The 22,264-nt window shown below is 74.3% G+C and carries 17 protein-coding genes; 4 read left to right on the top strand and 13 right to left on the bottom strand.

Annotation, left to right across the window (positions count from 1 at the left end):
* Both JD79_RS14265 and JD79_RS14260 read right to left on the bottom strand, forming a co-directional pair.
* Nucleotides 1–618 (bottom strand): AIM24 family protein, encoded by a 618-nt coding sequence (locus JD79_RS14265; RefSeq protein ID WP_110006054.1) that lies wholly within the window; start codon nt 616–618, stop codon nt 1–3.
* Between the two features lie 150 nt (nt 619–768).
* Entirely contained in the window at nt 769–1,887 is a 1,119-nt protein-coding gene (locus JD79_RS14260) for a DUF475 domain-containing protein (protein ID WP_211307981.1), read from the bottom strand.
* Nucleotides 1,888–2,170: 283 nt separating this feature from the next.
* On the opposite strand from JD79_RS14260, the gene JD79_RS14255 reads away from it, so the two are divergent.
* On the top strand, nt 2,171–3,463 hold the full coding sequence (locus JD79_RS14255; RefSeq protein WP_110006053.1) for a hypothetical protein: 1,293 nt from the start codon (nt 2,171–2,173) through the stop codon (nt 3,461–3,463).
* Here JD79_RS14255 and JD79_RS14250 read toward each other — a convergent pair.
* From JD79_RS14250 to map, 10 genes are all read right to left on the bottom strand, one after another.
* A complete protein-coding gene (locus tag JD79_RS14250; protein WP_211307980.1) occupies nt 3,460–4,272 on the bottom strand; it encodes an HAD family hydrolase in 813 nt (270 codons plus the stop codon). The two genes, JD79_RS14255 and JD79_RS14250, sit on opposite strands and share 4 nt — an antisense overlap.
* On the bottom strand, nt 4,269–5,396 hold the full coding sequence (locus JD79_RS23090) for a cysteine protease StiP family protein (protein WP_211307979.1): 1,128 nt from the start codon (nt 5,394–5,396) through the stop codon (nt 4,269–4,271). The genes JD79_RS14250 and JD79_RS23090 overlap by 4 nt, the downstream gene beginning before the upstream one ends.
* A complete protein-coding gene (locus JD79_RS23085; protein ID WP_211307978.1) occupies nt 5,393–6,679 on the bottom strand; it encodes a phosphoribosyltransferase domain-containing protein in 1,287 nt (428 codons plus the stop codon). Before JD79_RS23085 ends, JD79_RS23090 begins: the two co-directional genes overlap by 4 nt.
* The gene (locus tag JD79_RS14240) at nt 6,676–7,878 is read right to left on the bottom strand and encodes an HpcH/HpaI aldolase/citrate lyase family protein (protein ID WP_110006052.1); all 1,203 of its coding nucleotides are present in this window, start codon (nt 7,876–7,878) and stop codon (nt 6,676–6,678) included. The genes JD79_RS23085 and JD79_RS14240 overlap by 4 nt, the downstream gene beginning before the upstream one ends.
* 23 nt (nt 7,879–7,901) lie before the next feature.
* On the bottom strand, nt 7,902–9,266 hold the full coding sequence (locus JD79_RS14235) for a VWA domain-containing protein (RefSeq protein ID WP_110006051.1): 1,365 nt from the start codon (nt 9,264–9,266) through the stop codon (nt 7,902–7,904).
* Between the two features lie 34 nt (nt 9,267–9,300).
* Nucleotides 9,301–9,945 (bottom strand): TerD family protein, encoded by a 645-nt coding sequence (locus JD79_RS14230; protein ID WP_110006050.1) that lies wholly within the window; start codon nt 9,943–9,945, stop codon nt 9,301–9,303.
* A 118-nt stretch (nt 9,946–10,063) separates the two neighbouring features.
* On the bottom strand, nt 10,064–10,645 hold the full coding sequence (locus JD79_RS14225; RefSeq protein ID WP_110006049.1) for a TerD family protein: 582 nt from the start codon (nt 10,643–10,645) through the stop codon (nt 10,064–10,066).
* Between the two features lie 251 nt (nt 10,646–10,896).
* A complete protein-coding gene (locus JD79_RS14220; RefSeq protein ID WP_110006048.1) occupies nt 10,897–12,003 on the bottom strand; it encodes a TerC family protein in 1,107 nt (368 codons plus the stop codon).
* A 245-nt stretch (nt 12,004–12,248) separates the two neighbouring features.
* Entirely contained in the window at nt 12,249–13,814 is a 1,566-nt protein-coding gene (locus tag JD79_RS14215; RefSeq protein WP_110006047.1) for an alpha/beta hydrolase domain-containing protein, read from the bottom strand.
* 61 nt (nt 13,815–13,875) lie between these two features.
* A complete protein-coding gene (gene map / locus JD79_RS14210; protein ID WP_110006046.1) occupies nt 13,876–14,658 on the bottom strand; it encodes a type I methionyl aminopeptidase in 783 nt (260 codons plus the stop codon).
* 63 nt (nt 14,659–14,721) lie between these two features.
* On the opposite strand from map, the gene JD79_RS14205 reads away from it, so the two are divergent.
* Nucleotides 14,722–15,024, top strand: a complete 303-nt coding sequence (locus tag JD79_RS14205) for a helix-turn-helix domain-containing protein (protein WP_110006045.1) — start codon at nt 14,722–14,724, stop codon at nt 15,022–15,024.
* Between the two features lie 10 nt (nt 15,025–15,034).
* On the opposite strand, the gene uvrB is transcribed toward JD79_RS14205, so the two are convergent.
* Nucleotides 15,035–17,161: an excinuclease ABC subunit UvrB gene (gene uvrB, locus JD79_RS14200; RefSeq protein ID WP_110006044.1), complete on the bottom strand. Its 2,127-nt coding sequence runs from the start codon at nt 17,159–17,161 to the stop codon at nt 15,035–15,037.
* Nucleotides 17,162–17,637: 476 nt separating this feature from the next.
* Between uvrB and glgX the strand changes: the two genes are divergently transcribed.
* Nucleotides 17,638–19,743: a glycogen debranching protein GlgX gene (glgX, locus tag JD79_RS14195; RefSeq protein ID WP_110006043.1), complete on the top strand. Its 2,106-nt coding sequence runs from the start codon at nt 17,638–17,640 to the stop codon at nt 19,741–19,743.
* Nucleotides 19,740–22,079 (top strand): malto-oligosyltrehalose synthase, encoded by a 2,340-nt coding sequence (gene treY / locus JD79_RS14190; protein ID WP_245900100.1) that lies wholly within the window; start codon nt 19,740–19,742, stop codon nt 22,077–22,079. The genes glgX and treY overlap by 4 nt, the downstream gene beginning before the upstream one ends.
* The last annotated feature ends 185 nt before the right edge of the window (nt 22,080–22,264 follow it).

Genomic DNA, 22,264 nt, shown 5'->3' with positions numbered 1-22,264 from the left:
TCAGCGCTCCGAGGACTGGACGAGCACCAGGCCGTGCCCGGTGAAGCGGAGGGAGAAGGGCTCGCCGGAGCCCTCGCCCACGAGGGACTTCCAGGACACGCCGCTGACGAGGTTCATCGACAGCTGGCCGCGGGACCCGACGTAGGCGTCGGGGTCGACGACGAGGTCCTGGCCGGGCGCGACCTCGAGGGCCATGACCGGCCCCTCGGACACGATGGCCACCTGGCCCTGGCCGGTCACCGTCGTGGTGGCCAGCCCCTGGCCGCTGGTGACGCCGCGCAGGCCGGAGAACTGCACGTCGAGGCGCAGGTGCTCGGTGTGGGCGAGGATGTGCTCGCTCTCCACGGTGAGCGTGTCGCCGCCGAGGTCGACGACGAGGACGTCCATCGCCTCCTTGGCGAGGTACACCCGGCCGTGCCCCGTGCAGTCCATGAGCGAGATGCTCTCGCCGGCGACGGCACGCTTGAGCGCGGCGCGCATGCCGCCGCCCCCGCCCATCCCGGAGTTCTTGAAGTCGACGTTGCCCTCGTAGGCGACCATCGAGCCGCTGGCGGCCCGGATGCGGTCCCCGTGCAGGTCGGCGTGCAGGACGCGTTTCTGGGCGGTGAGCTGTGCCACGGATGCCTCTCGGTGCAGGGGACGGGACCGGCCGGACCGTATCCGGCGCCCCCGGCCTGCGGTAGGTGCCCCGCCGCGGCCTCCCCCGGACGCGCCGACGGCCCCGGGCGGGTGCCCCGGGGCCGTCGGACCGTCGGCCGGACCGGCTCGTCAGCGGCGGCCGGCGGTGACCTCGTCGCGCTCGCTCTCGACCGGCGCGGGCTCGTGCGCCCGCTCACGCCGGGTGGCGATCACGCTGCTGATCACCGCGGCGACGATGAAGAGCAGGCCGGTGAGGCCGGTGACGTACTCGCTGATGTGGAACCGCAGCTCCAGGATCATGATCGCGGCCAGGAAGCCGATCGCCCACATCGCGCCGTGCTCGAGGTAGCGGTACTCGTCGAGCGTGCCCTTGTCGACCATGTAGATGGTCAGCGACCGGACCCAGAAGGCGCCGATGCCCAGGCCCAGCGCGATGATGAAGATGTCGCTGCTGATGGCGAACGCGCCGATGACGCCGTCGAAGGAGAACGACGCGTCGAGCACCTCGAGGTAGAGGAACGCGGCGGCACCGGCGCCGGCCACGGCCTTGGTCGCCGTCCCGGCCGCGTTGCCGCCCGTGGTCGACTGCCCGGTCGCGGTGACGTCGTCCTCGTCGTCGGTCTCCGGGGCCTCCATCAGCTCGTTGAGGCCGCCGATCAGCAGGTAGGTGAACAGGCCGGCCAGGCCGGAGACGAGCACCGTGGCGTACTTCTCCGGGTCGGCGATCTGCGAGCCGACGTAGATGACGGCCAAGGTGATGACGATCGCGAGGTAGGGCAGCTTGCCGGCCTTGGCCAGCGGCTTCTCCAGCCAGGACAGCCAGTGGATCTCGCGCTCCTCGTCGAAGAGGAAGTTCAGGAAGATCATCAGCAGGAAGATGCCGCCGAAGGTGTAGATGGCCTCGGCCGCGGCCTCGACGTTCTCGCCGTAGGCCTCCTGGTCGGTCAGCGCGAGGTCCCAGACCTCGGGGATCGACAGCTGGGCGGTCACCGAGACCAGCACGATCGGCAGCAGCAGCCGCATGCCGAACACGGCGATGAAGATGCCGACGTAGAGGAACAGCTTCCGCCAGAGCGGGCTCATCCGGCGCAGCACCTTGGCGTTGACCACGGCGTTGTCGAAGGAGAGACAGACCTCGAGGACGCCGAGGACGGCCACGGCCAGCAGGGCGGCCGGTCCGCCGAAGAACACGGCGGTGACGAGCGCGGCCACCGTCAGACCGACGGAGAAGCCGAAGTAGCGGAGCATCAGGTTTTCCTTTCCGACGCCTGACGGACGAGGCGGCGACGAATACGGCACAGAGGACCGAGCCGGATCGGCCGGGAGGCGGGCCGAGCGTCCAACGGATCCGGCAGGGCAGACGTTCCCGCCGTGGCCCGGACGGGCGACGGGCGGGACGGGCTCAGCGGTCGGGGCGGCACCGACCGCCCGCTCCCACGGAGGGCGCCCCGGCGTGGTATCCACAGGCCGCCGGGCCGCGGAGGCGCCGGACCGCCCCGCCGGACGCGGGCCACCGCGACGGGAGGCGGCCGTGAGCGGACCGGTCGGCACCCCGTGGTGGCGCCGCGACCGTGAGGCGCCCCGGCGGGAGGCCACCGCGGCGCGCGAGGCCGCCGCCGCGGCGATGCTGGAGCTGGACGCCGCGCTGGCCGACCTGCCGGACGCGGTGGCCGCGGCCGAGGAGGCCGGCGGCAGCCCGGGCGGACGGGACCGCGGGCGGGTGGGCGGGAGAGGGGCTCAGCACCGCATCTCCGCCCCCGACTCGTTGACCCGTGACTGGCGGGATCTCTCGACCCACGCCGACACGGTGATTGGACACTATCTGCAGGCGCTTTCCAACCACGACGCGGCGGCGGACGCCGACCCCGGCCGCGCGCGGGCGGCGGCCACCGCGCTGGGTGCGGCGGCCACCGCGCTGCGCGAGGTGCACGGCCAGGTGGTGCGCTTCCGCGAGCAGTACGGCGAGGTGCTCGCGGCCGCCGCGCGGGCCCGGGCGATGGCCGCCCGCTCGGTGTCCGCCGCGCGGGAGACGACCGCCGCGGCCCGCGCCGCGCTCGACGCGGCGGCCGCCGCGGGGCTGGCCGACCCGGGCCTCGACGCCGCCCTGGCCGACGCCGACCGCCTCGCCGCCGGCGCCGCCGGCGAGCTGGCCGCCCGCCGGGCCGGGCCCGCGCTGGACGCGGCCGAGCGGGGCCGGCACGCCGCGGAGGCCGCCGCCGAGCGGGCGCGGGCGCTGCCGGAGCGGGCCGCCGAGGTGCGCCGGGGCGCGGCCTCGGTACGCACCCGCCGGGAGGCGCTGGGCACCCGGCACGAGCGGCTGACGCCGGTGATGAGCGAGCTGCGACGCCGGTACCCGCTGTCGGCGTGGGCCGACGTCGAGCGCGCTCCGCAGCGGGCGGCCGAGGCGCTGGCCGAGGCCGACGAGGCGCTGACCGCGCTGCAGGCGGCCCTGGACGCGCCGGTGCTCGACGTCCCCGCGGCCGCGACGCACCTGGCCCGCGTGCGGGCGGCGGCCGGCCGGGTCGACGAGGAGGTGCGCTCCGCGACCGGCCGGCTCGAGCGGCTGGACGCCGTCGCCGCGGACCCCGGGTCGCTGCTCACCGAGGTGCAGCGCGCCGTCGTCGACGCCCGGCGGTTCCTGGCCGGGCTGCCCGAGGACCGCGCGCGGCGCTTCCGCCGCACGTTCGAGGACCTCGCCCGTCGGCTGCCCCCGCTGGAGGAGGCGGCGCGGGGCCGCCGTCCCGACTGGGGCGCGGTGCTGCGCGAGGCGCAGGCGATCGAGGACGCCCTCGACCGGCTGGTGCGGACCGCGCGGGCCGACTAGCCGACGCGGTCGAGCAGCCAGCGCACGATCTCCTCACCGGCGGCCGCGCCGCTGGCGGCGGTGACCGCGACCCGCGCGCCGGTCCAGCCCTGCTCGTGCAGCTCGCCGTGCGCGGGGCGGACGGCGTCGTCGGCGGCGAGCAGCATCGGGGCGTCGAGCAGGCTGTCGCCGGCGCACAGCAGCCGCGGCGCGGGCCCCTCCCCCGTCAGCTGCCGGCGCAGCCGCAGCAGTCCCGCGGCCTTCGACAGCCCGGCCGGCACGACGTAGACCTTGCGGCCCTGCACCGACAGCGTGGCCCCGGCGGCGGTGACGGCTGCGCCGGTGTCGGCCAGCCAGCCGGCCGGGATCGCCTCCCGCGCGTGCGCGACGAGGTAGCAGAAGAGCCCCTCGGCGGCACGGACGGTGCGCACCCACGGCTCGCCCGCCACGGCCTCGAGCAGCGCGAGCAGCTCCGGCAGCGGAGCGGCCTGCGCCGCGGTCGCCGCCGCCCAGTCGTCCCAGTCGGGGTCGCGGACACCGTCGGCGAGCAGCACGCCGCCGTTGGCGCACAGCGCGTATCGGGGGACGACGGGCAGCCGGACCCGCTCGTACTGCGCCACGGTGCGGGTGGTCACCGGCACGACCAGCGCCCGCCCGGCCAGCTCGGCCAGCAGCCGCCACGACGCGGGGGTGGCGTGCGACAGCGGCGCGCCGTCGAGGTGCTCCACGACCTGCAGGCCCTCCGCGCCCCCGGCCGCGGCGGCGGAGTAGATGAGGGTGCGGTCGAGGTCGACGGCGGCGAGCGGCGTCGTCGCCAGGACCGCGGTCACCGGCCCACCGGCCGGATGAGCCCGACGCAGGAGTACGGCAGGTCGGGGACCTCGACCAGCGGCACGCCGCGGGCCCGCGCGAGCGCGGCGACGTGGCGGAGGTCCTCGGCGCGGTCGGGCCGCACCAGCACCTGCCAGGGCACCCGGCGCAGCAGCACCCGCGTCGTCTCCCCCACCCCCGGCTTGACCAGGTTGACGTCGGCGATGCCGAACTCCGCGGCGATCCGCTCGACCGCCGCCCACCCCTCCCACGTCGGGCGCCGCTCGCCGGCGGGGACGTCGTCGGCAGGGGGGACGGCGGGGAACGCGGCGGCGACGGTGTCGACGAACAGCGCGGAGACGTCGGCGCCGGCGAGCTCGGCGTAGTACTTCGCGCCGTGGAACATGCCCGGGCCGATGAGGTCCTCCCGCAGGACCGTGCGGGACACCAGCCCGGACACCGTGCTGTTGAGGCAGGCGCTGGGGATGAGGAAGTCGTCGCGGGTGCCGTGGAGGTCGGTGCAGACGCCGGGGTCGGCGAGGACGGCGAGCCGGTCGTCGAGGGCGGCGTCGTCCGGGTGCGCGGCGGTCCAGGCGGCGACGGCCTCGGTGAGCTGACGCTGGATGGCGCCCTTGCCGGTCCACCCGTCGACGAAGCGCAGCGCCGCGGCCGGGTGGCGGTCCAGCACGTGCGCCAGCGCCACCTCGTCGATGCCGCGGCCGCGGATGATCGAGACGGTGTAGTGCGGCACGGCCACGCCGCGCGAGGCGAGGAACCAGCGGCGCAGCAGCACGCCGATCGGCGTCCCGGCGCGGGCCAGCGACACCAGGACCGGCGTCTGCCCGTGCGCGGCCGCGGCGTCCCACACCAGCTCGCCGACGCGGGCGACGGCGTCGGCGAGCCGGCCGGCGGACTGCTCGAGCGCGGCGGTGAACAGCGCCAGGTAGTCCTCGTCGGGCTGGTACTCGACCGGCAGCATCTCCGAGTAGTGGGTGCCCGACTGGATGGCCTCCTCGCGGTCCTCGGTGCCGCGCTCGAGCGCGACCGACGACAGGTCGGTGAGCAGCCAGGTCACCTCCTCGGGCGCGTAGGAGCCGAACCGGCCGGGGACGGCGGGGGCCAGGCGGGCACCGAGCGCGGTCACGCGACCGGCTCCGCGACCGGCACGGTCACCAGGTGCACCGCGCGGGCGGCGAAGGGCCGCAGCGCCTCGGCCATCGGTGCGGCGTCGGCGGCGGGGGCGTCCACCACGACGACGACGTCGTCGGCGCGCAGGTCCGACCAGGGGCCGGTCGCCGGGAGGGCGGCGGGGTCGGCGAGGTTGTGCACGCGCGAGACACGGGCGGGGTCGTCGGGCGCGGGGAAGGCCAGGCTGCGGCGCAGGGCGTAGCCGGGGTCGTCGGCGGCGTGCACGGGGCTCCGGGTGGTCGACTGGGTGGTGACGGGGACACCGGGCAGCCGCCCGGCCAGGCGCGCGCCGACGACGGTGGGCGCGTGCATGAGCTCCTCGGTGCCGAGTACGAGGACCCCGCGGCTGCCGGCCAGGGCCGGCGCGAGGGAGGCGGCGACGGCGTCGGCGGCGCCGGCGAGGCGGGCGCTCCCGGCCGGGGTCAGGCCGTGCCGGGCGGTGGTGGGGACCCCGGCGGGCCACAGGCCCTCGTGCGCCACCACGGACCCCGGCGCGCCGGAGGGCGGCGGCGCGGCGGCGGGCAGCGCGGCGCGGGCGGCCGCGGCCCGGTCGAGGACGCCGGCCGGCAGCGTCAGCTCCGTGGCGAGCACCGCGGCGACGTCGACCCGCACGCCCAGCGCGTCCGCGCGCTCGGCGAACGCCGCCCGGGCGGCCGGGGTGCGCGCGTCGAGCAGCGTGGCGACGACGTAGCGCTCCCGCGGCCAGCGGGCGTGCAGCTCGGCGACGGTGTTGAGCGCCGTGCGGCCGCTGGTGAGCTCGTCGTCGACCAGGACCAGCGGTCCCGGCGCGTCGAGCCGCACCGCGCCGGCCGGCTGCAGCGCGTGCGCCACGGCGTGCGAGTGCTCCTCCTCGAAGGCCGCGGCCACCGGCACGCCGGGGTGCAGCCGCCGGGTGGTGTGCAGGTAGGCGGCACCGAGCCGGTCGGCGGCGGCGTGCCCGAGGCCGGTCGCCGTCTCGCAGTAGCCGATCACCAGGCCGGGCGCCTCGTCGCCGGGGATGCCGCCCAGGATCGCGGCGACGGCCTCGCCCACCGCGGCCCCGGCGCCGAGGACGGCGCCCGGCGCGACCGGCACGTGCTTGCCCAGCACGCGCGAGACGACCAGGTGGGCGCGGCGCGGGTTGTCCCGCAGCGCCAGCCCGCACAGCTGCGCGAACCGGTCGCGCGAGGCGACGTCGACCTCGAGCAGGCCGGAGACGGTGCCGCCGAGGTCGACGGCACCGGAGACGGTCGCGGTCACGCGCGCTGCGCCTCCCCGCCGGCGAAGACGTCGGCCAGCCGGCGCTGCCCGGTGGAGAGCAGGTCGACCAGCGCGGCCTCGTCGGCGACGACGCCGAAGACGGCGGCGCGGCGGCTGATCAGCTCCGCCCACAGCGCGTGCGGACCGATCTCGTTCATCCGGCCGTTCGTGGACACCGCGATGCCGCCCCGGCCGCGGGCCGTGAGGATCTCGAGCGCGTCGTCGTACTCCGAGCGCGAGACGGTGAGCAGCGCGTTGACCACCGAGACGTGCGCCGGGTGGATGACGGTCTTGCCGAGCAGGCCGTTGGCCTTGTCCAGCGTCACCTCGCGGATCAGCCCGTCGAGGTCGCCGGCGATCATCCGCTGCCGCAGCCCGCCCTCGCGCTGGTCGCTGAACGGCGTCGAGCGCAGCTGCGGCTTGAAGAGCCGGGGGCCGGGGATGTGCTCCCACACCGCGCCGGTGACCACCTGGTCGCCGCCGCGGGTGAACCGGTTGACCACGTCGGCGAGGCAGTCGCGTACGACGGCGACGTCCCAGATCGTGGTGTCGCGGTCCCGCCGCAGGCCGAACAGCCCCGACAGGTCGGTGCCGCCCACCCGCAGGCACAGCACCGACTCCCGGTGTGCGTCGACCACCGCGGCGAGGTCGGCCAGCGCGTCGGCGCGGGTCTCCCGCCAGGCGAGGTCGGCCGTCTCCAGGATCGGCATGCCGTACAGCGGCTGCCCGGTCGCCGAGCCCACCTCGGCGATGGCCTCCAGCATCGGCGCGAGCGTGGCGCCGGTGGCCTTGGGCAGGCTGAAGCCGGTGAGCCAGGCGAGCGCCGGCCCGGCGGCCACCGCGATCGAGCGGATCTGCTCGGCGGAGCGCACCCGGACGAACAGCAGCGGCAGCGCCGGCTGCTCCCCGGCGGCCGCGCGCGCGGAGATGCGCTGCAGCGCCGCGACGACGTTGACCTCGGCGTCGGGGACCGCCGCGTGCGGGATGGCGTCCTCCAGGCACCAGACCACACTGGTGGCCCCGACGGTGGCCGCGCGGGCGGCGTCGGCGTCCAGCGCCGGGCGGGTGCCGGGGCTGTAGAGGGTCGCGCCGAGGGCGAGGGCGAGCATGCCGCGCGACGTCGCCGGGCCGACCTCCCCGGGCGGGACGGCGAACAGCCGCTCGCGCTCGTCGTCGGTCAGGTACGAGAAGTGGCGCACGGTCGTTCCCTCCTGCTGGGGACTCACCGGAGCAGGCCCTGGGCGCGCGCCCGCCGGAGCCAGCCGGGGTACTCGGTCATGAGCCGGTCGAACAGCGCGTCGTCGCTGATGGGCCGGCGGCCCATCAGGTCGTCCTGGGAGACGGCGAAGAAGTCGGCGTTGTCGGTGTAACGGCCCTCGAGGTCGTCGAGTCGCTGCAGGTAGCTGAACTGCCGCTCCGGGCCGATGCCCATGAACTGCCAGAACACCGGCTCGAACGAGGCCGACCTGATCTGCCTGGTCGCCACGGCCTTGTCGCTCGGGGCGCCGTCGGTCAGGAACATGACGTAGACCGGCACCTGCGCCGGCTGGGGCTCCACGCGCTCGCGGCTGTCGCCGAAGTAGGCCTGCCGGACGGCGGCCATCGCCGCGCCGTAGCGGGTGTCGTACTCCAGCGGGTACTGCCGCGCGAGGTCGGCGATGTACTGCTGGTGGCCCTCCAGGCGCAGTCCGGGCTCGGGGCGGTGCACGTCCTTGCCGAAGAGGAACACGTCGACGACGCCGTCGTCGTCGAAGCGCAACCCCAGGGCGAGGACCCGCTCGGCCAGCCGCTGCACGGCGCCGGCGCGGTAGAGCGCGGCCATCGACCCGGAGATGTCGAGGACCAGCGCCACGCGGGCGGTGTGCTCGCCCAGGCCGCGCTTCTCCAGGCTGACACCGGCGGTCTTGACCAGGCTGAGCATCTGCGGCGCGGAGGTCGCGAGCTTCTTCTCGAGGTCGACGAGGCGGCGCTTCTCCATGCTCACCGGCGCGGCCGCGGGCCGGGCCTGGGCCGCGGGCCGGGGCTGGGGCGGCGCGGCGGGCGCGGGCTCGTCGTCCACGCTCACGCCCACGTCGGTGGCCATGCCGGCCAGGCCGTTCGTGAAACCCTGCCCGACGGCGCGCACCTTCCACTCCGGGCCGCGCCGGTAGACCTCGGCGAAGACGAGCGCGGTCTCGGCACCGGCGGCGAGCTCGCAGCGGATCGCCGCCCCGCCCCCGTCGGGACCCACCTCGACGGCGAGCCCGGACAGCGCGCCGAAGGTGCCCGCGCCGTCGAGGGAGGCGCCGATGACGACCTTCTCGACGTCGGCGGGCAGCGCGGCGGGGTCGATGCGGACCTGGTCGACGGTCGCGCCGCCGCGGGCGGTCTTGCCGAGGTGGCGCACCGCTCCGCCGGCGCCGCTGGGCTGGTTGTAGAAGACGAAGTCGGCGTCGCTGCGGACCTTCCCCGCGGCGGTGGTGAGGAACGCCGAGAGGTCGGCGTCGACGCCGGGAGCCGGCGTCCAGGTGAGCGTGACGACGACGGGGCCGGTCAGGCCGGCCTGGGCGAGGCCGACGTTGCCGCCCCGGGTGAGGACGTGGACCACTGCGCGGCCGTTCAGGCGGGGAGCGCGGGGGCGGTCACTTGCGCCCGCTCGTCCAGTTGAGGCCCCAGCCGTAGGCGCCGTCGAGGTCGCGCTGGACCCCGGGCAGGTACCGGATCTCGCGCTGCACCGTCAGCGAGCCGCCCTGGTTGGTCAGCAGCGCGATGGCGCAGGAGCGGGCGCCCTGCGCGTGCTCGTCGAGGCGCACCTCGATCGGCGCGGCCCCCTGCGGGTACAGCGTGACGACGCCGTTGGCTGCGGCCCAGTTGGGCGCGCCCTCGTAGATGTAGGCGAAGACCAGCACGCGGCGGATCTGGTCGAGGTGGTCGAGGTTGACCAGCAGGTTCTCGCCGCCGGACTTCGCCCCCGAGCGGTCGTCGCCGTCGAGGAGCACGTAGGGCGGGCGGTCGAGCGCGCCGAAGGCGTTGCCCAGCGCCTGCACGACGCCCTTGCTGCCGTCGGCGGTCTCCCACAGGCAGCCCAGGTCGAGGTCGACGGCCGACCCCTTGGAGAACAGCCCGCGCCGACCGGACTCCCAGTTGAGGTTCACCCGCATCTGCCCACCGGCGCCGCGGCCCTTGGTGAGCGAGACCGACGGCGCGCTCTTGGTGAGCGTCACCTTGCTCGTGCTGACGGGGCCACCGCCGGGGGGCGGGGAGCTCGGGCGGGTGTAGTCGACCATGGCGGGATCTCCGGCTTCTCGGGGGCTGGTGCGGGCAGGCGGGAGCGGCGGACGGGACGTCCCGTCCGCCGGGGGGCGCCGGGCCCGGACGCGGGTGCGCGTCCGGGTCCGGCGGGGATCAGCCGACGTTGACGCCGAAGTCCTGGGCGATGCCGCGCAGGCCGGAGGCGTAGCCCTGGCCCACGGCGCGGAACTTCCAGTCCGCGCCGTTGCGGTAGAGCTCCCCGAAGACCATGGCGGTCTCGACCGAGGCGTCCTCGGTGAGGTCGTAGCGGGCGACCTCCTGGCCGTTCGCCTGGTTGACGATGCGGATGAACGCGTTGCGCACCGCGCCGAAGTTCTGCTTGCGGTTGTCGGCGTCGTAGATCGACACCGGGAACACGATCTTGTCGACCGTCGGGGGGACGCCGGCCAGGTTGACCTGGATGACCTCGTCGTCGCCCTCGCCCTGGCCGGTGAGGTTGTCACCGACGTGGACGACGGAGCCGTCGGGGCTGCGCAGGTTGTTGAAGAAGATGAAGCCCGAGTCGTCGGGGGTGACCTTGCCACCGGCGTCGAGCATGATCGCCGAGGCGTCGAGGTCGAAGTCACCACCGGCGAACGTGTTGACGTCCCAGCCGAGGCCGACGTTCACCGCGGTTAGGCCCGGCGCCTCCTTGGTCAGCGAGACGTTCCCGCCCTTGGAGAGGCTGACACCCATCAGTTGGACTCCCATGTCACTGTCGGGGGCGCAGCGGCGGTCGCCGCTGCGCTGGACACCGGACGGGCCGGCGCCGCCAGGGGGACGGCGCGGGCGCGGGCGCCCGGCGCGGTTCCCCCGGCACCGCTGCGCGGGGTGCCGGTCGGGCACCCAGCGGAGCGGACGTGTCGAGGATCGTGCCGCACGATCACCGGGAGCAACAGGCTCACCGGCACGAGTGGCCGGGCGTCCGCCCGCTGGTCACCTCCGCGTCACCGGGAGCCGCTGTCGGGCCGCTCGGCGCGCGTCGCGGCGGGGGCCCCGTGCTCCGGCTGGGACGCGGTGAGCGGCTGGTGGGCGGCCGGCCCGGCGACCGGCGCACCGGCGTCCCCCGCTGCGGCGGCCTCGCGGGCGTCGCGCCGGCTGCGGGCCAGGCTCGCCACCGTGGTGACGAACAGGGTGACGACGATGACCGACAGCGACAGCCAGGTCGGGATCTCCGGCACGAACGTGACGTGCTCGCCGCCGTTGACGAAGGGCAGCTCGTTCTCGTGCAGCGCGTGGATGAGCAGCTTGATCCCGATGAAGCCGAGGATCACCGCCAGGCCGTAGTGCAGGTAGACCAGCCGGTCGAGCAGGCCGTCGATGAGGAAGAAGAGCTGTCGCAGGCCCAGCAGGGAGAACGCGTTGGCGGCGAAGACGAGGAACGTCTCCTCGGTCAGCCCGAAGATGGCCGGGATCGAGTCGACGGCGAAGAGGATGTCGGCGCTGCCGATGGCGACCAGCGCGATGGCCAGCGGGGTGATGTAGCGCTTGCCGGCGAGCTTCGTGGTCATCCGGTCGCCGTGGTACTCGTCGGTCGTCGGGATGATCCGGCGGGTCAGCCGGAGGAAGGCGTTCTCGGTGAACTCCTCGTCCTCCCCGCCGCCGGCGCGGGCCTGCGCGATCGCGGTGTAGATGAGGAACGCGCCGAACAGGTAGAAGACCCAGCTGAAGTTCTCGATCGCCGCGGCGCCGAGGAGGATGAAGACGGTGCGCAGGACGAGCGCGAAGGCGATGCCGAACAGCAGCACCTTCTGCTGCAGCTCCCGGGGCACCGCGAAGCTGGCCATGATCAGCACGAAGACGAAGAGGTTGTCGACCGACAGGCTCTTCTCGGTGATGTAGCCGGCGAAGTACTCCCCGCCGTACTGACCGCCGGCGAAGAGCCAGACGCCGATGCCGAAGAGGACGGCGACGGCGACGTAGACCGCCGACCAGGTCGCCGCCTCGCGCAGCGACGGCGCGTGCGGTGTGCGCACGTGACCGACGAAGTCGAAGACGATCATGGCCATGATGGCGGCGACGGTGATCGCCCACACCCAGAAGGGGACGTCCATGCGAGTACCTCCGGTCGACTGGCAGCTGTCAGCACCGGAGGTCTCTCCCACCGGCGCCTTCAGCGACCGGCCGATGGCGCCGGGGTGTCTCCACCCGTGTTGACGACGCCACCGCGAGCGGGATACTCCCCTCCACGGTTCCGCGGGCACGGCTGACCGGTCCCGGCGGAGTCACAGAGGGGAACGCACGAGGGGCGCCCGGGTTCCCGGGCGCCCCTCGCTCGCGTGCGGGACCTGCGCGGCGGCTAGCGCGCGGCCAGGTAGGCGGTCCGGGCGGCGGCCAGCATCCCGGCCCGCTCGCTCTCGTCGAGGTGGCCGTCGCGGACCTGGGCGTCGACCGCGGCGGCGTACTGCGCGAGGTACCCGTCGACCGAGCCGTAGCGCTGGGCGAGCTCCGCCGCGGAGAACGGCTGCCACCCGCCCCAGTTGCCGCAGACGTCGGTGATCGACGTCGTGCCGACCGGCGACAGTGCCACCGGGACCGGCCGGCCGAGCGGGACGACGGCGTCGGGGAAGCGCACCCCGCCCAGCGGCTGCGCGGTGACCGGGTCGGTCCGCGGGACCTGCAGGGCGACACCGGGCAGGTCGTTGAACGACGCCCGGTCCCCCGCCGGCGCCGGCTGCAGCGCGAACGTCGCCGACGGCGGGAGGAGCCGCCGGTCGCCCTGGCCCGGGTGGCGCACGACCGCGACGACGTCGGCGACGATCGTGCGCAGGTACGGGGTGTAGGAGATCGGGTTGCGCGGGACGGGGACCCCGCCGTTGCACTGCAGCGCCCCGAAGACGACGGTGTCGGGGTAGGCGGCGACGCCGGCGTGCGGGGCCGGCCAGTCGTAGCGGACGACGCCGCGGGGGCGCTCAGCCTCGGCGGTGACGCTGGCGCGCAGCCGGTGGTAGTCGGTGTAGGTGGCGACGTCGACGAACAGCGGGTCGCTCTTCCGCCGGGTGAGGATCTGGTCGTGGGTGAGCGGGACGCCGTCCTCGAGCACGTAGGGCCGCTGTGCCGCGCCGCCGGCGAGCTGGTTGATCGCCAGCCAGTTGCCGGCGCCGGAGACGGCGATCGCGGCGTCGAAGACCCCCCGGCCGGTGCGGTCGTCGACGTTGAAGCCCTCGGCGACGAGGGTGTCGACGAACCAGGCGCTCTGGCTGATGCCGGCCAGCACCGCGGCGCGGTAGACCGGTAGCGCCGGGCCGGACGGCCGCGGTGCGGCGCCCCGCAGGAGCCGGCCGAAGTCGCGCACGATCACCTCGCCGACGCCCTGGGCCGAGGCGGGCACACCGGCGGAGATGGCGGTCTCCCACTGCACCCGCGCGTAGGACAGGTCCTGGCCGGCGAGCCAGCCGTTGCCGAGGCCGGCGGGGTAGACGGCGCCGTCGGGGGTGGTGTCGCCGGTGACCGGGAAGCCCATCAGCGACGGGAGGACCGCGGGGCGGCCGCGGTTCTCCGCCTCGACGAGGACGACGTCGCTGCCGCGGGGGTCGGCGGGCGCGATGAGCTCGAACTCGCTCGTCCACGGCACCAGGCCGCGGGCGTCGCGTGCGAGGCCCGCCAGCCCGGCGACCTGCTCGCGCGGGTCGACCACGCCGGAGACGGTGCCGGTCGTCCGGGTCCACGCCTCGCCGCCGACGGTGATCGGCGCGCTGGTGGCCGCGACCGCGGTGATCGCCGAGGCGAGCGGCGCGGACCGGCCGTTCCCGCCGGGCCCGGCGAGCGCGGGCGCCGCGGTGCTCAGCGAGAGCGCGGCGAGGGTGGCGGCGAGGGTGGCGGCGACGAGACCGCGGCGCAGTCCGGGGGATCGCAGGAGGGACACGCGCAGGACTCCTTCGTCCGGGGGCGGGGAGGCCCCGAACGTAACGAACCCGCGACGTGTGTCACACGGCGGGCGCCGGTGCCGGCAGGGTGAGGACCTCGGCCCCGTCGTCGGTGATGGCGATCGTGTGCTCGCTGTGGGCGGTCCGGCAGCCCGTCGCGCTGCGCAGCGTCCAGCCGTCGGCGTCCGTGACGAGTTCGTCGGTGTCGGCCATGACCCACGGCTCCAGGGCGAGCAGGAGGCCGGGGCGCAGCCGGTACCCGCGACCGGGCCGCCCGGCGTTCGGGACGTGCGGGTCCTGGTGCATGGTCGAGCCGACGCCGTGACCGCCGAACTCGGTGTTGACCCGGTACCCCGCCTCGCCGAGGACCGTGCCGATGGCGGAGGAGACGTCCCCGAGGCGGGCGCCGGGGCGGGCCGCGGCGATCCCCGCGCTCAGCGCGCGCTCGGTCGCCCGGATCAGCGCGAGGCTCTCCGGGGACGCCGCGCCCACGACGAAGCTGACGGCGGAGTCCGCGACGATGCCGTCCAGGGAGACGGCGAGGTCGAGCGTCAGCAGGTCGCCGTCGGCGAGGGCGCGGTCGTGGGGCAGCCCGTGGAGCACGGCGTCGTTGACCGACGTGCAGATGAAGTGACCGAACGGCCCGCGGCCGAAGGACGGCGCGTAGTCCACGTAGCAGGACTGCGCACCCGCCTCGGTGATCATGGCCTGGGCCCACCGGTCGATCTCGAGCAGGTTGGTCCCCACCTCGCAGCGGCTCCGCAGCGTCTGCAGGATGCCGGCGACCAGGGCACCGGCCTGCCGGGCCCGGGGCAGCTCCGTCGGGTCGAAGACCTCGATCATCCGGCATCCTCTCCGTGCCCGATTCCTATCCCGGTAAGGATATCCCGGTATTACTATCGGGTCGTGGTCAGGCTGCCGCTCACCCGCGCCGAGGTCGAACGCGGACAGCGCCTCGGCGCCCTCCTGCGGCGTGCCCGCGGGGACAGGTCGATGCTGCACACCGCGCTGGAGGCAGGGGTCTCGCCGGAGACGCTCCGGAAGATCGAGTCCGGGCGCGTGGCCACCCCCGCCTTCCCGACCATCGCCGCGATCGCCGACGTCCTCGGCCTCTCCCTCGACGCACTGTGGGCCGAGGCCAACCCGCCGGACGGCGGAGCCGGCCCCGCCCGACCGGCCCGCGAGGGCGGTGAGCGGCTGGTCTCGTAGGCCGGTTCTGCTAGGCGTGCGCGGCGTCGAGCTGCCGCAGCTCCTTCTTGAGCTCGGCGAGCTCGTCGCGCAGGCGGGCGGCCACCTCGAACTGCAGCTCCCGCGCCGCGGCCAGCATCTGGTCGTTCATCTGGGTGATGAGGTCGGCCAGCTCGGCGCGCGGCAGGCCCTGCACGTCGATGGCGCCGGCCTTGCCCTTGGCGCCCGCGGCCTTCTTCGACGACAGCCCGGGCACCGGTGCCTTGCCGCGGGACTGCTGCCGGCCGGAGCCCCCGATCAGCTCGGCGCTCTCGGAGTCCTCCGCCTCGCGGTAGATGCCGTCGAGGATGTCGACGATCTTCTTGCGCAGCGGCTGCGGGTCGATGCCGCGCTCCCGGTTGTAGGCGACCTGCTTCTCGCGGCGCCGGTTGGTCTCCTCGATCGCGTGCGCCATCGACGGCGTGACCGTGTCGGCGTACATGTGCACCTCGCCCGACACGTTGCGCGCCGCGCGCCCGATCGTCTGGATCAGTGACGTGCCGGAGCGGAGGAAGCCCTCCTTGTCGGCGTCGAGGATCGCCACCAGCGACACCTCGGGCAGGTCGAGGCCCTCGCGCAGCAGGTTGATGCCCACCAGCACGTCGTACTCGCCCTGCCGCAGCTCGCGCAGCAGCTCCACCCGGCGCAGGGTGTCGACCTCGGAGTGCAGGTAGCGGACCTTGATGCCCAGCTCGAGCAGGTAGTCGGTGAGGTCCTCGGCCATCTTCTTGGTCAGCGTGGTGACCAGGATCCGCTCGTCCTTCTCGATGCGGACGCGGATCTCGTGCACCAGGTCGTCGATCTGGCCCTTGGTCGGCTTGACCACGACCTCCGGGTCGACCAGGCCGGTGGGGCGGATGACCTGCTCGACGACGTCGCCCTGCACCCGGCCCAGCTCGTAGGGGCCCGGCGTGGCCGACAGGTAGACGGTCTGGCCGATACGGTCGGTGAACTCCTCCCACTTCAGCGGTCGGTTGTCCATCGCCGAGGGCAGCCGGAAGCCGTGCTCGACCAGCGTCCGCTTGCGGCTCATGTCGCCCTCGTACATGCCGCCGATCTGCGGGACGGTCACGTGCGACTCGTCGATGACGAGCAGGAAGTCGTCCGGGAAGTAGTCGATGAGACAGGCGCCGGCGGAGCCGGGAGCACGGCCGTCGATGTGCCGCGAGTAGTTCTCGATGCCGGAGCAGAAGCCGACCTGGCGCATCATCTCGATGTCGTAGGTGGTGCGCATGCGCAGCCGCTGGGCCTCCAGCAGCTTGCCCTGCCGCTCGAGCTCGGCCAGCCGCTGCTCGAGCTCGGCCTCGATGGAGCCGATCGCCCGCTCCATCCGCTCCGGGCCGGCGACGTAGTGGGTGGCCGGGAAGACGAACAGCTCCTCGACCTCGCGGACGACCTCGCCGGTCAGCGGGTGCAGGTAGTACAGCCGTTCCACCTCGTCGCCGAACATCTCGATCCGGACGGCGAGCTCCTCGTAGACCGGGAAGACCTCGATCGTGTCCCCGCGCACCCGGAACGTGCCGCGGGTGAAGGAGAGGTCGTTGCGGGTGTACTGCTCCTCGACGAGGGTGCGCAGCAGCGAGTCCCGGTCGCGCTCCTCCCCCACCGAGATCTTCAGCGCGCGGTCGACGTACTCCTGCGGCGTGCCCAGGCCGTAGATGCAGGAGACGGTGGCGACCACGACGACGTCGCGCCGGGTGAGCAGTGCCTGGGTGGCCGAGTGCCGCAGCCGCTCCACCTCGTCGTTCACCGACGAGTCCTTCTCGATGTAGGTGTCGGTCTGCGGGACGTAGGCCTCGGGCTGGTAGTAGTCGTAGTACGAGACGAAGTACTCGACGGCGTTGTCCGGCAGCAGCTCGCGGAACTCGTTGGCCAGCTGGGCGGCCAGCGTCTTGTTCGGCGCCATGACCAGCGTGGGCCGCTGCACCTGCTCGATGAGCCAGGCGGTGGTGGCCGACTTCCCGGTGCCGGTGGCGCCGAGGAGCACCGAGTCCGTCTCCCCCGCGTTCACGCGCTCGGCGAGGGCCTTGATCGCCGTGGGCTGGTCACCCGAGGGCTCGAACTCGCTGACGACGCGGAAGCGCCCCTGGGTGGGCCGGATGTCGGTGGTCGCGCGCACGGGACGACGGTACGACCGTCCGGTGACAGAACGCCGCGTGTGACGGGCGGGCACCCAGGGGCACGCGGGACGGGTGGCTTGCGGTCGCCACGGCGTCGTGCTCGTGCGCGCGCCGGGGACCCGCTAGCGTGCCCTCTCGCAGGCGCGGTGCCGCGCCGGGGACCAGTGCCACCCGGGATGCCCGGACGAGGTCGGACCCCGGCGCCCCGCGGCTCGGTACCAGGTGCGACCGGCGCCCCGCCGGACGCACCGGACCTGCGCACGACGCCCTCCACGGCCCCGCCGCGGAGGGCGTCGTCGTCTCCGGGGGCCTCCGGCGCCCGCTCCGTGATGTGCGCCGCGTCAGGTGTGGAGCCGCCGGGATCGGGCAAGGGACCGGCGGGCACCGTGTGCCCCGACCCCCCTCCGACGGCCGTGGCGGGGGGCCACCGCGCCCTGGACCCCCGCAGGGCGCCCACGCAGGAGGAAAGACGTCCATGACCCAGGTGTGGCCCGGCTCCGCCTATCCGCTCGGAGCCACCTACGACGGCACCGGGACCAACTTCGCCCTCTTCAGCGAGGTCGCCGAGAAGGTGGAGCTCTGCCTGTTCGACGCCGAGGGCAACGAGGAGCGCATCCGGCTGCCGGAGATGGACGGGTACGTGTGGCACGCCTTCCTGCCCGGCATCCAGCCCGGCCAGCGCTACGGGTTCCGCGTGCACGGCCCCTACGACCCGGAGAACGGGCAGCGCTGCAACCCCAACAAGCTGCTGCTCGACCCCTACGCCAAGGCGGTCGACGGCTCGATCGACTGGGACGAGGCCTGTTTCGGCTACCGGTTCGGCAGCGGTGAGCGCAACGACGACGACTCCGCGCCGCACATGCCGAAGTCCGTCGTCGTCAACCCGTACTTCGACTGGGGCGTGGACCGCCCGCCGCGGACGCCCTACAACAAGACGGTCATCTACGAGGCCCACGTCAAGGGCCTGACGATGACCCACCCGCGGATCCCCGAGGAGCTGCGCGGGACCTACGCCGGCATCGCGCACCCGGCCGTGATCGAGCACCTGCAGTCGCTGGGGATCACGGCGATCGAGCTCATGCCGGTGCACCAGTTCGTGCAGGACGACACGCTGCTGCAGAAGGGCCTGCGCAACTACTGGGGCTACAACACGATCGGCTTCTTCGCGCCGCACAACGAGTACGCGCAGCAGACCGACGGCCAGCAGGTGCAGGAGTTCAAGGGCATGGTCCGGGCCCTGCACGAGGCGGGCATCGAGGTCATCCTCGACGTCGTCTACAACCACACGGCCGAGGGCAACCACATGGGCCCGACGCTGTCGTTCAAGGGCATCGACAACCGGACGTACTACCGGCTGGTCGAGGGCGACGAGCAGTACTACATGGACACCACGGGCACCGGGAACTCGCTCAACGTCCGCACCCCGCAGGCCCTGCAGCTGATCATGGACTCGCTGCGGTACTGGGTCACCGAGATGCACGTCGACGGCTTCCGCTTCGACCTGGCCTCGACGCTGGCCCGCCAGTTCCACGAGGTGGACCGGCTGTCGGCGTTCTTCGACCTGGTGCACCAGGACCCGATCGTCAGCCAGGTCAAGCTGATCGCCGAGCCGTGGGACATCGGCGACGGCGGCTACCAGGTGGGCAACTTCCCCGCGCTGTGGACCGAGTGGAACGGCAAGTACCGCGACACCGTCCGCGACTTCTGGCGCGGCGAGGACGCCACCATCGGCGAGTTCGCCAGCCGCATCACCGGCTCGGCCGACCTCTACAAGCACTCCGGGCGCCGCCCGGTGGCGAGCATCAACTTCGTCACCGCGCACGACGGGTTCACCCTCAACGACCTCGTCTCCTACAACGAGAAGCACAACGAGGCCAACGGCGAGGGCAACAACGACGGCGAGAGCCACAACCGCAGCTGGAACTGCGGCGTCGAGGGCGAGACCGACGACCCCGAGGTCCTCGAGCTGCGCGCCCGGCAGCGGCGCAACTTCATCACCACCCTCATGCTCAGCCAGGGCGTGCCCATGCTGCTGCACGGTGACGAGCTCGGCCGCTCCCAGGGCGGCAACAACAACGGCTACTGCCAGGACTCCGAGCTGACCTGGATCGACTGGGAGTCCGTCGACGAGGGCCTGCTGGAGTTCACGAAGCTGGTCACCCGGCTGCGCACCGAGCACCCGACGTTCCGCCGTCGCCGGTTCTTCCACGGCCGGCCGGTCCGCCGCGAGGAGGGCGACCCGGTCCAGGACATCGCCTGGTTCACCCCCGCCGGCGAGGTCATGGCCGACGAGGACTGGGACGCCGGGTTCGCCAAGTCGCTGGCGGTGTACCTCAACGGCCACGGCATCCGGGAGACCGACGAGCGCGGCGAGGACGTCCTCGACGACTGCTTCTACCTGGCCTTCAACGCCCACCACGAGCCCATCGACTTCACCCTGCCCACCGGCGAGTACGCCGAGGGCTGGACGGTCGTCGTCGACACCGCGGAGATGGGCGAGGTCGAGCCGGTGCAGCTGAAGGCCGGCGACACGCTCTCGGTCGCCGCCCGCGCCACCGTCGTGCTGCAGGCGGCCCCGTGAGCGGGCCCGTGAGCGGGCCGCGCGACAGCCGGGAGCGGCGGCGGGCGACGCCGTCGGCCACCTACCGGCTGCAGGTGACCGCCGACTTCCCCCTCGACGACGCCGCCGCCGTGGCCGGCTACCTGGCCGACCTCGGCGTCAGCCACGCCTACTCCTCTCCCCTGCTGCGCTCGGCGGCGGGCAGCACGCACGGCTACGACACCGTCGACCACGCGCACGTCGACGAGTCGCGCGGCGGGCAGGAGGGCCTCGACCGGTTCGTCGCCGCGCTGCACCAGCACGGCCTGGGCCTGGTCCTCGACCTGGTCCCCAACCACATGGGCGTGGCCGACCCGACCGAGGCGCCCTGGTGGTGGGACGTGCTGCAGCACGGCCGCGAGAGCGCGCACGCCTCGGCGTTCGACGTCGACTGGGACTTCGGCGGCGGCCGGATCCGCATCCCGGTGCTCGGGTCGGCCGACGACGTCGAGAAGCTCGAGGTCGTGGACGGCGAGCTGCGGTACTACGACAACCGCTTCCCCCTCGCCCCCGGCACCGGGCAGGGGACGCCGCAGGAGGTGCACGACCGGCAGCACTACGAGCTGGTCGACTGGCGACGCGCCGACGCCGACCTCAACTACCGGAGGTTCTTCGCGATCAACACCCTCGCCGGGCTCCGGGTGGAGGACCCCGCGGTCTTCGACGCCACCCACGAGCTGGTGCTGCGGCTGGTGGAGCAGGGCGCCGTCGACGGGCTGCGGATCGACCACCCCGACGGCCTCGCCGACCCGAAGGGCTACCTCGACCGGCTGGCCGAGGCCTCCGGCGGCCGGTGGACGGTCGTCGAGAAGATCCTCGAGCCCGGCGAGGACCTGCCCGGCAGCTGGCGGTGCGCCGGCACCACCGGCTACGACGCGCTGGCCGAGGTCGACGACGTGCTGGTCGACCCGGCCGGCGAGGCGGCGCTCACCGCGCTGGACACCGAGCTGTCGGGGCGGCCGGTCGACTACGCGCAGCTGGTCCACGACTGCAAGCGCGAGGTCACCGACGGGATCCTCGGCTCGGAGGTCGCCCGGCTGGTACGGGTGATCGGCGACCTGCCCGGCGTCGACCGGGAGCGGCAGACCGAGGCGCTGGCCGAGCTGCTGGCCACCTTCGACGTCTACCGCAGCTACCTGCCCGACGGCCGCGAGCACCTCGACACCGCGGTGTCCGAGGTCCGCGACCGCCGGCCCGACCTGGTCGCCGCCGTCGACGCGCTGCACCCGGTGCTGGCGCAGGCCGGCACCGAGGCGGCCACCCGCTTCGAGCAGACCAGCGGCCCGGTGATGGCCAAGGGCGTCGAGGACAGCGCGTACTACCGGTGGGCGCGGTTCGTGGTCCTCAACGAGGTCGGCGGCGACCCGGCGCGCTTCGGCTCCACGGTCGAGGAGTTCCACGAGGCGCAGACCCGGCGGCTGGAGCGCAAGCCGGCGTCGATGACGACGCTCACCACGCACGACACCAAGCGCAGCGAGGACACCCGGGCGCGCCTGGCCGTGCTCGCCGAGGTGCCGACCGAGTGGGCCGGACTGGTCCGCGGCTGGCTGTCCCGCCACCCGCTGGCCGACCGGCCGCTGGCGCACCTGGTGTGGCAGAACCTGGTGGGCGCCTGGCCGCTGTCGCGCGAGCGGGCGCACGCCTACGCCGAGAAGGCCGCCCGCGAGGCCGGCCTGTCGACGACGTGGACCGACGTCGACGAGGCGTTCGAGACCGAGCTGCACGCGATGGTCGACGCCGCCTTCGACGACGCGACGACGAACGCCGAGATCGAGCAGTTCGTCGCGCGGATCGGCCCCGCCGGCCGGTCCAACGCGCTGGCGCAGAAGCTGGTGCAGCTGACGATGCCCGGCGTCCCCGACGTCTACCAGGGCACCGAGCTCGAGGACCGCTCGCTGGTCGACCCCGACAACCGCCGCCCCGTCGACTACGACGAGCGCCGGGCGCTGCTGGCCCGCCTCGACGGGGGCTGGGTGCCGGACGTCGACGAGACGGGCGCGGCGAAGCTGCTCGTCGTCTCGCGGGCGCTGCGGCTGCGCCGGGACTCCCCGGAGCTGTTCACCGGGTACGCGCCGGTCGAGGCCACCGGGTCCGCCGCCGGCTCGGTCGTCGCGTTCGACCGGGGCGGCGCGGTGACGGTCGCGACCCGCCTGCCGGTCGCGCTGGCCGCGACCGGGTGGGGCGACACGGCGCTCGCGCTGCCCACCGGCGCCTGGCGGGACCTGCTCACCGGCACGCGGGTGGTCTCCGACGTCGGGGGCCTGCCCGTCGGCGACCTGCTGTCCCGGCTGCCCGTGGCGCTGCTCGTCCGCGAGTGAGACGGAGGTCACACCGCCGCGGGGGGCACTCCTCCGCGGCGGTGTGACCAGGCGTTCCTCCCGGGACCGTCCGCCGCGGGCGGTGGGGCGGGAGTCGACTCCCGGGGCTGGAGGAGACGTCTCGTGACCCGGCCGTTACGTTGTCCCGGCGTCCGCGCGACAAGCCGGCGGACGCCGGAGCCGGC

It is taken from the genome of Geodermatophilus normandii, from assembly GCF_003182485.1.
GTDB classification, from domain to species: Bacteria; Actinomycetota; Actinomycetes; order Mycobacteriales; family Geodermatophilaceae; genus Geodermatophilus; species Geodermatophilus normandii.
This window is presented reverse-complemented; position numbering and strand designations above follow the sequence as displayed.